This is a genomic window from Sphaerospermopsis kisseleviana CS-549, from assembly GCF_028329225.1.
In the GTDB taxonomy this organism is placed as follows: Bacteria; Cyanobacteriota; Cyanobacteriia; order Cyanobacteriales; family Nostocaceae; genus Sphaerospermopsis; species Sphaerospermopsis kisseleviana.
Genome location: NZ_JAQMTI010000103.1, coordinates 1 through 10,042 on the forward strand (window position 1 = coordinate 1; position 10,042 = coordinate 10,042).

At 38.8% G+C, this 10,042-nt stretch carries 9 protein-coding genes; 2 read left to right on the plus strand and 7 right to left on the minus strand.

The window, feature by feature from the left end; translation table 11 throughout:
- Positions 1 to 384 precede the first annotated feature (384 nt).
- On the plus strand, positions 385 to 2,076 hold the full coding sequence (locus tag PN497_RS08380) for an MBL fold metallo-hydrolase (RefSeq protein WP_096571620.1): 1,692 nt from the start codon (positions 385 to 387) through the stop codon (positions 2,074 to 2,076).
- A 134-nt stretch (positions 2,077 to 2,210) separates the two neighbouring features.
- Here the strand turns inward: PN497_RS08380 and PN497_RS08385 are convergent, their stop codons facing one another.
- From PN497_RS08385 to PN497_RS08415, 7 genes are all read right to left on the minus strand, one after another.
- Positions 2,211 to 2,522, minus strand: coding sequence for a DUF6679 family protein (locus PN497_RS08385; protein WP_096571619.1), 312 nt, complete (start codon positions 2,520 to 2,522; stop codon positions 2,211 to 2,213).
- A 219-nt stretch (positions 2,523 to 2,741) separates the two neighbouring features.
- A complete protein-coding gene (locus tag PN497_RS08390; RefSeq protein WP_162501967.1) occupies positions 2,742 to 2,894 on the minus strand; it encodes a hypothetical protein in 153 nt (50 codons plus the stop codon).
- A gap of 631 nt (positions 2,895 to 3,525) precedes the next feature.
- The gene (locus PN497_RS08395) at positions 3,526 to 3,741 is read right to left on the minus strand and encodes a hypothetical protein (RefSeq protein ID WP_096572820.1); all 216 of its coding nucleotides are present in this window, start codon (positions 3,739 to 3,741) and stop codon (positions 3,526 to 3,528) included.
- Between the two features lie 307 nt (positions 3,742 to 4,048).
- The gene (locus PN497_RS08400) at positions 4,049 to 4,837 is read right to left on the minus strand and encodes a Nif3-like dinuclear metal center hexameric protein (protein WP_096571618.1); all 789 of its coding nucleotides are present in this window, start codon (positions 4,835 to 4,837) and stop codon (positions 4,049 to 4,051) included.
- A gap of 327 nt (positions 4,838 to 5,164) precedes the next feature.
- Complete coding sequence (locus PN497_RS08405) at positions 5,165 to 5,578, minus strand: secondary thiamine-phosphate synthase enzyme YjbQ (protein WP_096571617.1); 414 nt, start codon at positions 5,576 to 5,578, stop codon at positions 5,165 to 5,167.
- Between the two features lie 106 nt (positions 5,579 to 5,684).
- Entirely contained in the window at positions 5,685 to 6,767 is a 1,083-nt protein-coding gene (locus tag PN497_RS08410) for a glycosyl transferase (protein WP_096571616.1), read from the minus strand.
- A gap of 83 nt (positions 6,768 to 6,850) precedes the next feature.
- On the minus strand, positions 6,851 to 8,008 hold the full coding sequence (locus PN497_RS08415; RefSeq protein WP_096571615.1) for an aminotransferase class V-fold PLP-dependent enzyme: 1,158 nt from the start codon (positions 8,006 to 8,008) through the stop codon (positions 6,851 to 6,853).
- 340 nt (positions 8,009 to 8,348) lie between these two features.
- Here PN497_RS08415 and PN497_RS08420 point away from each other — a divergent pair, with 340 nt between their 5' ends.
- Positions 8,349 to 9,809 carry a TM0106 family RecB-like putative nuclease gene (locus PN497_RS08420; RefSeq protein ID WP_096571614.1) on the plus strand — a complete coding sequence of 487 codons (1,461 nt, stop codon included), beginning with the start codon at positions 8,349 to 8,351 and terminating at the stop codon, positions 9,807 to 9,809.
- Positions 9,810 to 10,042: the final 233 nt, after the last annotated feature.

Sequence of the window (10,042 nt, forward strand, 5' to 3'; positions counted from 1 at the left end):
ACTGGGGACTGGGGACTGGGGACTGGGGACTGGGGACTGGGGACTGGGGACTGGGGACTGGTGACTGGTGACTGGTGACTGGGTAAGAGTTTTCCTAACCAGCAATTACCAATTACCAATTACCAATTACCAATTACCAATTACCAATTAAAGTAAAGATTTTCTAGCGATTCTGCCCAAATAGATAATCACACTATTACTATAAAAATGAGTTTCATCAAGGAGGATAAACCGATGGATGTTAAGCTGATTTTAGTAGGATTCACTGTTATCTTTACCTTTGCGTGCTTATTTTTCGGTACAAAAAATGGCTTTTATGATTCCGATAACTATCATGGCAACGGTTCTGCACATTAATTTGCACATTAACCAGAGTTAGAGCGCATGAGGGATGATCTATCAGTATCGTCTCGTCCTGATCCTGGGGATGCAGCTAATGAATTAGAATGTCTGCCCTATAGTGTTCAGCATGAAGATGAAGGTGTTTGTCTATTAGTACGCATGGGTCCCCACCGCATTTTATTAGATTGCGGTTTGGGGGATATTTCATATCTGACTAGGGACATAACTAAATCTGCACAGAAGGGTAGTTCATCATTGCCAGCAGATTTAGTGTTGGTTAGTCATGCTCACCCAGATCATGCTAGAGGTTTGCTGGCACTTAATCAAGCTTTTCCTCTTATGCCTATTTATGCTAGTGAGGTGACTAGCAAGTTATTACCGTTAAATTGGCCGGAACAAGCACCGGAAGAAATTCCTTCCTTTTGTCAGGCGTTACCTTTGCGATCGCCTATAGAAATACAAGAAAATCTAGTAGTAGAATTATTTCCCGCAGGTCATCTTCCCGGTGCTGTGGCTATTCTCCTCACCTACCATACCCCGCGCCGTGATTATAAATTACTTTACACAGGAGATTTTTTCCTCTCCAATTCTCGCCTAGTAGATGGGTTGCGATTAGAAGAGTTAAGAGGTTTACATTTAGATGTTCTCTTAATTGAAGGCAGTTATGGAACATCTCGCCATCCTCACCGTCGCAACCAAGAAAATCAACTAGCGGAAAGAATTAACCGCGCCATAGCTGATCACTGTTCTATTATTTTACCCACACCGGCTTTAGGCTTAGGTCAAGAATTGTTGATGTTGTTACGCTCTCATCACCATTTTACTGGCCGGGATTTAGATATTTGGGTAGATGGCAATGTAGCTACTGGTTGTGATGCTTATTTAGAACTTTTAACCCATTTTCCCGCTTCAGTCCAAAATTTTGCCCGTCATCAGCCTTTATTTTGGGATGAAAGAGTACGTCCCCGTGTGCGGCGTTTAAAAGTGGAAGATTTGACTACTTTAGGCAGTTCACCCTGTATTGTCCTCACTGACTCCACAGCGGATTTAAGTAAATATTGTCAACCCAACACAGGACCTTGGCTCATTCTCCTACCAGAAAAAATAGATATCAAAGTTAATTCAGAATATCCCGCAGCAACCACCATAGAAAGCTATCTTTTAGCTCAACACAGTGATGGACCAGGAACAACCCAATTAATTCATAATTTACGACCCCAGCACGTGGTTTTTATCCACGGTTCTCCTGCTTATTTAGCTGACCTAACCAGTTTAGACGAGTTACAAAATCGTTATCATCTTCATTCCCCAGCAGCGGGAATTGTGGTAGAATTGCCCATTGGTGAAACATTTTTACAACCTTCTGCCCCGGAAACTAATTATGAAGGGGAGTTGACGGAACTAGAAACAGTCATTACGATCTCCCTACCAGAAGCAATTACAGAGGATCCGCGTTGGCAGCAATTTGCGGATACTGGTTTAATAGAAGCCCGTTGGCAAGGGGAAGAACTGGTATTAAGAGGTTTGTCTCAACGAGAACTGCTGAATCAAAATAGCTTAGATGCAGCCCGTAGTAAGCACCCCTATACCTGGTCAGATTTAGAGTGTTGTGGTACGTGCAAATACCAGAGGGGGCAACGGTGTTGGAATCCCGCAGCCCCATTGTATAACTTTAAAGTTACCCTGGAAGGTTATTGTCCTGCCTTTGAACCTTTATCTGATCTAGAATCCTGACTCCTATTCAGGATTGCTGGATTTTGGATTTTGGATTGTGTTTGAGTTACTTGCAATCCAAAATCTAAAATCTAAAATCTAAAATTTTCTTTCCCTAGTCCCTAAATGGTAATTTTTGGGTAGACAAAGAGTTATTAGTCGGGATTCAAGTCAGTAAAACGGTTACGGATACGTTCCGACTCAGGACAGTCTTCAGTCATGAGAGGTTCTACATTACCCCGTGGTACGGAAGCTAATTTTTGCGTTACCGAGCCAATGCTTTCTAGGCGAACCATCTCTTCCCAAGAACAAACTTCGTCTTCTTCGTCTGTTTCATAGCGTAGAGTCACTAGATCACCCTCTATATCTATAATGCGGGCCCGCTCTATCCAGCGTTGCTGATCCCGCAAAAAAACACATACCTCCCGCCCGTCGCAACACAGTTGATAAATCTTGCGGTGTAGCATGTACTACTTCTGCCTTTTTAAACAACGTAGTTAAACTTGTGAAAATTTGGGTCTTAACCCGGTAAGAGATTACCCTAAAGAGTTCAATTTCATGCTTGGTGAACTATTGCAATAACCCAATCTCACAAGGACTCGGTGGTGGTAGTCAATATAAGGAATTTTTGGGTTATGAACCAATGGTTACTGCTTCAGTTGAGCTTAATCTTTTTTAGGGCAATGCTAGATCATGTCTACTTCATAGAAGTCCAACATTTCTGGATTTTTCCTTACCTGGTGAATACTTGGTGGTGTTTCCTGATTACCATCCTGTAATAAACTGTACTGCAAAACCAGCGTTAATTGCGGTTGTTTTAGTTGCCTACTTGTAGTCATTGGCATTTCTAGGAAGTCTGGGGACTCGGCTGTACTTTTAACCCTTAATGTATTTGATCTTAACTCATTCTCAGGCTTAACTTCATGGTTTTAAACAACAATCACCCAAGAGTTTTCAGTTTTGCTCTGTAGCATGAGGTGTAATACGGGCATTTTGCCTGTCAGTGGCGCAAATATGGCGATATTTCAGGATTAGGAATTTTTTTGCTGGCAATTTTTTCTTGGTGATATTCATAAATTAGCAAAATTTATTACTCGTTATTAATTCGGTGAGTTTTTACAAATTTCAATTTAGGTAAATGCGCCAATAAAAATCTAATGATGATTATTTGTATATAGCCATTTCCAAGAAGTGTGAGGTACAAAGTTTTTTCGTTTTAGGGAACTCTTAACAGGGAACTCTTAACAGGGAACAGGGAACAGTGAATAAATTTGTTTGTACTTCATTAGACTCAGAAACGCTATATTAAGCTTTAATAATTCAATCTAGGTTCTACTGAATAAACCGAAAACTTACAGGACTTACGCAAAACAGAACCACAGTAGGTTCATAATCAACATATCCCATCTGAATGATGAGAGCCAAAGTGTGAGAAAGTTAGGCTTCATGTTAAGTTGTATCGAGTAATTCTTAGTGACATTTGTTCAGTACAGGCAATTCTCTAGAATTCTTTGAACAAGCTTCTCGTTTAACTGTACCTATGCGGATTGCTTCGTATAGGTTTGTCAGAGCTTTTAAATCATCGGATTGATAGCACCTAGTTGCCAATACCTGAAGGAGTAAACCCTCTGATTCAACACTAAGATATCCGGTTTGAAAGGCAGATGCAATGAGTGTGCGAATCATGATCAATAGGGCAAATGAACGATTTATCATTTCTATTGTCAAACACTTGCTTGCTAAATACATTGATATAAAACAGTAAATATTCGTGATTCTCATTACAGAAAAGTTGTGACCTCCATCACGATTAAAAAAACAGAAATCCTCTATAATTAAAGGATTTTATCTACGTACTGATAAAATATAAGCAGTCAAAAGTACAACTACTTCAAATGTGATCAAGAATAGTGTGAGTCTGCAATTATACTATGAAGATTGTATGAAGCAAGGAACAGTTAGTATCAAAGATTACAATTTAAAAAATCTTTGCTCACGGTAAAAATTGGCGGAAATCTTCATCCTGTTGACTTAACTGCACCCAATTTAAATTTAGTGATTGGAATTTTTGTACCAAGCGATCGCACGCTGGGCGTTCAGTGGCATAGTGTCCAGCATCAATTAAAATTAATCCTTGATCTCTACTTTCTTGAAATTGATGAAATTTACAATCGGCGGTGAGATAGGCTTGGGCGTTGGTTTTCACGACTGCGGAAATAAAACCTGCGCCCGATCCGCCCAAAACCGCAACTCGTGAAATTTGCTGTTGTAAATTCGCTGCGGGGGAAAAAATCAATTTTGGGGGATGAAGTTGAGTTTGAATTGTCGAGAGTAATTCTTGCAATGTTAAAGCTGGTTCTAACATTCCTACCCGTCCATATCCTAAACCAGATTGGGTGGGAACTATGGGAGATACCGCTTGCAGTTGTAATATTTGTGCCAATACATCCGCAGTGCCATCATTTACCTGGTCGAAATTTGTATGGGCGCTGTAGATACCGATATTGTGAGTAAAAGCTAACCTTACCATTTCTGCTAGTGCTTCCCCACTGCGGAGAGATTTAGGGGGATTAAAAATCAGGGGATGATGGGCAAAAATCAGATTAGCGTTGAGAGCGATCGCTTCTTTCATTACTGCTAAAGTCGGAGTTAAACACACTAATACCCGTGCTTTTGCACCCAACACACCAGGTTCAATCTGCCAACCACAATTATCCCAGTTTTCACACCAAGCGGGATTTGCCCATTCTTCAAACCAGGTGATTAAATCAGTAATTTTCATTAGATATTTTCACTTATGATTTTAAGTAATTTTATTTAAGTAGGATGATTAAACCATTTTAGCCCAAATTCAGCTATGGTTAAACCACATCCAACACAGGTAGGAGTCAGGAGTAGGAAAAATTGGGAGCATCCCACACAGCCACACCAAAAACTCTCGCTCAACTTTCTTACCTTTGTGTCCTTTGCGTCCTTTGCGGTTCAATCATATCAGGACTTTGGTGCATATTATTTCCATAGATAAAAATAAATTTACAATGAATATATTTTGATATTTTTTGAGAGCATTTTGTATTTTCTTAATTTTGGGTAAAATAATTATCAGTTATTATCCCCAAATGTGAACTACCAACTCTCTGGTATGATTATGCTGGCGATGTTCCCAAATGTAAATACCTTGCCATGTTCCCAAAACTAGATGACCATTATTAATGGGGATGTTTTCGGAGGTATGAGTTAAAACTGTGCGGATGTGTCCTGGCATATCATCAGCACCTTCGGCATCATGAATATAATAGTTACCTTCTGGTACTAATTTAGCCATAAAATTTGCTAAATCTATTAATACATCAGGATCAGCGTTTTCTTGAATGATTAAACTGGCTGAAGTGTGACGCAAAAATAAGGTGCAAAGTCCAGTTTTTACTCCAGATTCGCCAACTATAGCGGCAACTTTTGATGTAATATTCTGAAAGGATTTGCCAGTTGTGGAAATTCTCAGTAATTTTTGATAGTGTGTCATAATAATTTTGGATTTTGGATTTTGGATTTTGGATTTTGGATTTTGGATTTTGGATTTTGGATTTTAGATTTTGGATTTTAGGTTGGGAGTGTTTCAGGAATTTTAGTTAAATTGACTTAAAATAATCTATTACTGCTTTGGCTAGAGTTTCATTACCATTTTTAGCTATGGGTTGTGGTTGTTTTGGCGGTTGGGGTAAGTCATGAAGAAAATCCCAAGTTCCATCAAAAAATTCTGTTGGTGTGATAATTTGATGGTGGTTGTAATTCTTAATTCCTGCTAATAGCAAATCAGCTTCCGCAAAGTCATGACGCGGGATGGTAATAATAGGAAGTCCTAGAAGTGTAGCTTCTGCAAAAGTGCTGTACCCTGGTTTAGAAACTACTCTGCTACAAATTGGCATAAAATCAACAGGACGATATTGGCAATTTTGCACTTTAATTAAGTTAGGTAAATCTGGTGCGGAAGCATCAAAGGCGATAAATTGCCAATCAGAAAATTTTTCAATATTATTATAAGGAATTGCTTGTAAACCTAAACCTCCAAATGTTAGCAAGATGGTTTTTTCTGGTGGTGTAGTTATTCCCCAAATGGTGCGGATTTCATCAATAGGGAAACCGGGAGAACCACCTGTTAAACCCACATCTATGATATTAGGAAAAGCAGACATGGGTGTATGGAAGGGAAGACGAAATAAGCGATCGCTTTTAGTATACCAATCACTGACCCAATCAGCAATTTCTGTAAATTCTCCTCCCCAATCTTGATAAATAAAGTCCCAACTAAAGTTACTAATCATCCAACAGGGAATGTTTGCTGCTTTCCCAAACCCAGCCGCCAGAAAAGGAATATCTGCTAATATGAGATTAACACGATTTTGGCGAAGAAAATTAACTTCCGAAGCAATTAACGAATTTTGATTTTTTTTAATTTCTCTTAACTTATCTAAGGTTGCTGCTTTATCCATTGTCAAACTATCAGCTTGAACTACACCTAAATCAAAGGCACGTTGACGCAGAATAAAATCACCTTTGATGTAGGATTCAAGCAGCCATCGGGGTGCAGTTGTAGCAATAATTAACAGCACTTCTGGGCATAATTTTTGAATTGTTGCAGCTATTGATGCGGTTCGGGTAGCATGGCCAAAGCCGTGGTTAGTGATGGTTATATATAAAATTGGACGGTTCATAAATGAGGGAATAGGGAATAGGGAATAGGGAATAGGGAATAGATAAAAGAAAACAGTAATTACGTAATCATTGAGTTTTACATCTACAGATGAGAAAATTCTTTAATTGCTGCTATTAATTGATCAATTTCTGATTCTAAGGTTAGATAATGAACACTTACCCGAATACAATTAGGATTGGCAATTGTGCGAGTTAAGATTTTTTGTGATTCTAAAAACTGCACTAATTTTAAACTCCGCTGATTATTAGTTAGCACAAAAGAAACTAACCCGCTTTGGGGAGGGGAATTTTTTAAACATTTGATATTAGATAACTCTATCAACTTTTGCCAAAGATACTCACTGTTTCTGCAAATTTGCTGATATCTTTCCTCTGCTGTTCCCCATTGATGATGAATGGCGATCGCTTCTTTTAAAGCAATATATAATGGAGTTGCTAAGGTAGACACTTCATATCTTCGCCCATCTGGTTGCCAATTAATTGGTTGTGCTTGATTATTAGTGATGACTCCATCTAAACCTATAAATGTTGGCTGCATCATTTCCCGTGCTTCGGGTCGTACATACAAACCCCCTACACCCGCAGGACCGCATAACCATTTATGTCCAGTAAAAGCATAGAAATCTACCCCCAATTCTGTTAGATTTAAAGGTAGAACCCCCACTGATTGAGCCGCATCTACCAACAACAGAGAATTATTTTTTCTACATATTTCTGCAATTTTGTCAATAGGCAAAACTTGACCAGTATTCCACAAAACATGACTTAAAACTACCAGGCGAGTATTGGGGCGGAGATTTTCAGCAATAACACTGACAGGATCACCCTCGTTTAAAGTCGCCATCAGCGGACAAGTGGAAACTTCTACAGCGAATCTACGACTAATTTCTTGGGCTGTGGCAATCACTCCGGGATGTTCACAATCAGACAGCAGCAAGTGATCACCAGCTTGCCAATTAATCCCCCACATTCCGATGTTACAACCAATGGTGACATTGCCTGTGAGAGTAATTGTGTCAGATGGTACATTTAAGGTAGAGGCGATCGCCTCCCTTACAGATTGCATTTGGGGAGATATCCAGCGATAAGCTTCCGCACCAAAAGGTCCTATTTCCTGAATATGCGCTTGAGTTTGGCTGATAGCATCCATAGCACCTTGAGGCATTGGTCCTTGTCCGCCATAATTAAAATAAATCTTGTTCCCTAAAGCTGGAAATTTTTGCCGATGGTGATACAACATATCAATATCAATTTTAGATTTTAGATTTGGGATTTGGGATTTGGGATTTGAGATTTGAGATTTTGGATGGGAAATTTAAAATGTTAAATCCGAAAATTGAGCATAAAAACCCCTATTTAACCCCCTATTTATTCATAATATTCTTCTCTCCTAACTCCTGACTCCTGTACTGGCGTTCGCGAAGCGTGCTGGAAGCATCAGCATTCGGAAAATAGCCTTTTCATAAAATTGATAATTTTTCGCCTGAATGCTTCGCCCCTACTTCGCCCCTACTTCGCCCCTACTTCGACTCTACGACTTCTGATTCCCAAAATATCCCAATTGTTGTTAACTTAAATGAATGATCATTAATGCTGAACTCCTACTCCAATATCAACGCTGTAAGCGACGGCCTTTTTTAGATACTCATGGTGACTATAGCCAGCGAGATATTCCCCATGATTTATTGGTAAAAGTGCAACAGGATAAAATTGCTCATCAGAAAAGTATAATTCATCACCTGTCATATCACAAACCTGTTTTTCCTCCAGGAAACTGGGAAGCTGGTGCAGCAGCCACTATAGAACTGATGCAGCAAGGTGTGGAGTATATACATAATTCTGTATTATTAGCCACTTATGAAGATGAATATACTTTACTGAGTCGTCCAGATTTACTTGTCAAACAGCCTGGAAAATCCAGTTTTGGAGACTGGGTTTATATTCCCGTGGATATTCAACTAGGTAAACGTCCCAAACAAGAATATCAGGTTATAGCTGCTTTTCACGCAGAAATTTTGGGAGCATTACAGGAAGTAACACCAGATGAAGCTTGGTTAATCTTGCGGAATAAAGATACAACTTATGTGGTAGACTTGGATAAATGGACACCACAAATGCTGGATATTTTGGCGGAGTATATTCAAGTGGTAGAGTCGCCAGAAGCACCAGAGGTATTTATTGCCCGTCAAAAATGCCATCTTTGTCACTGGTATAATCATTGTTATGCGATCGCCCAATCTCAGCAACATCTGTCACTGTTACCAGGTGTGACACCAATTCGCTACACTCAACTACAAGCATTATCTACTACTACTTTAGAAGCACTCGCTAACACGAATCCCAGCACTTTAGAAAATGTCATTGGTTTTGATACTCAAGTAGCATCTAAATTAATAGTACAAGCAAAATCAACATTAGCAAAAACTCCTTTAATTTTACCCTTTGCTTTACCAGCAGAAAAACTCACATTTACCGCCCCCATCGAGTTATATTTTGATATTGAAGCCCAACCAGATTTAAATTTAAATTATCTGTTGGGGGTTTTAGTAGTTGATAGAGAAAATAATACAGAGAAGTTTTATTCATTTTTAGCAGAAACACCAACTCAAGAAAACATAATTTGGCAGCAATTTTTAGATTTAGTTTGCCAATATCCCCAAGCACCAATTTACCATTTTTGTAATTATGAAGTCGAGACAGTAAAAAAACTAGGTAGACTTTATTGTACACCTTATTCCTTAATTGAACCTCTACTGACTCGATTTGTAGATATTTATGAACAATTAACAGAAAGTGTTGCCTTACCAATAGAAAGTTATGCCCTCAAAGCGATCGCACGTTGGTTAGGATTTGAATGGCGTGATCAAGAAGCTAGTGGTGCTAAGTGTATTTATTGGTATGATCAATGGTTAGAAACAGGCGATCGCCATTTTCTGGAACTGATCCAACGGTACAACGAAGATGACTGTCGTGCTACCCGCAAAGTTAAAGATTGGCTAGTTAATTTTTTCCAAACCGAATATACTAGAAAATTAGCGTAATCCAATTTTGGATTTTAGATTTTGGATTTTGGATTTTGCAAACTACATCCTACTTATCCAATTGTTAATTTTTAATTTTTCACTTTTAATTGGGGTTTGCTGAATAAACCTAAAACCTTGATATATCAAAGGTTAGAGGCTGATAAACACAGAAATTAGTGCAAGGGTTTTGAAGGGTATACCGGAAAAAGTGTGCATTTTTTGGGATTTCAAGAGATGGCAAAGAAATTTTC

Excerpts from the sequence above, each read along its gene's own strand:
- PN497_RS08395 (WP_096572820.1), bottom strand. The coding sequence starts at position 3,741 with ATGATTCGCACACTCATTGCATCTGCCTTTCAAACCGGATATCTTAGT.
- PN497_RS08415 (WP_096571615.1), bottom strand. The coding sequence starts at position 8,008 with ATGTTGTATCACCATCGGCAAAAATTTCCAGCTTTAGGGAACAAGATT.
- PN497_RS08380 (WP_096571620.1), top strand. The coding sequence starts at position 385 with ATGAGGGATGATCTATCAGTATCGTCTCGTCCTGATCCTGGGGATGCA.
- PN497_RS08420 (WP_096571614.1), top strand. The coding sequence starts at position 8,349 with ATGATCATTAATGCTGAACTCCTACTCCAATATCAACGCTGTAAGCGA.
- PN497_RS08400 (WP_096571618.1), bottom strand. The coding sequence starts at position 4,837 with ATGAAAATTACTGATTTAATCACCTGGTTTGAAGAATGGGCAAATCCC.
- PN497_RS08385 (WP_096571619.1), bottom strand. The coding sequence starts at position 2,522 with ATGCTACACCGCAAGATTTATCAACTGTGTTGCGACGGGCGGGAGGTA.
- PN497_RS08410 (WP_096571616.1), bottom strand. The coding sequence starts at position 6,767 with ATGAACCGTCCAATTTTATATATAACCATCACTAACCACGGCTTTGGC.
- PN497_RS08405 (WP_096571617.1), bottom strand. The coding sequence starts at position 5,578 with ATGACACACTATCAAAAATTACTGAGAATTTCCACAACTGGCAAATCC.
- PN497_RS08390 (WP_162501967.1), bottom strand. The coding sequence starts at position 2,894 with ATGACTACAAGTAGGCAACTAAAACAACCGCAATTAACGCTGGTTTTG.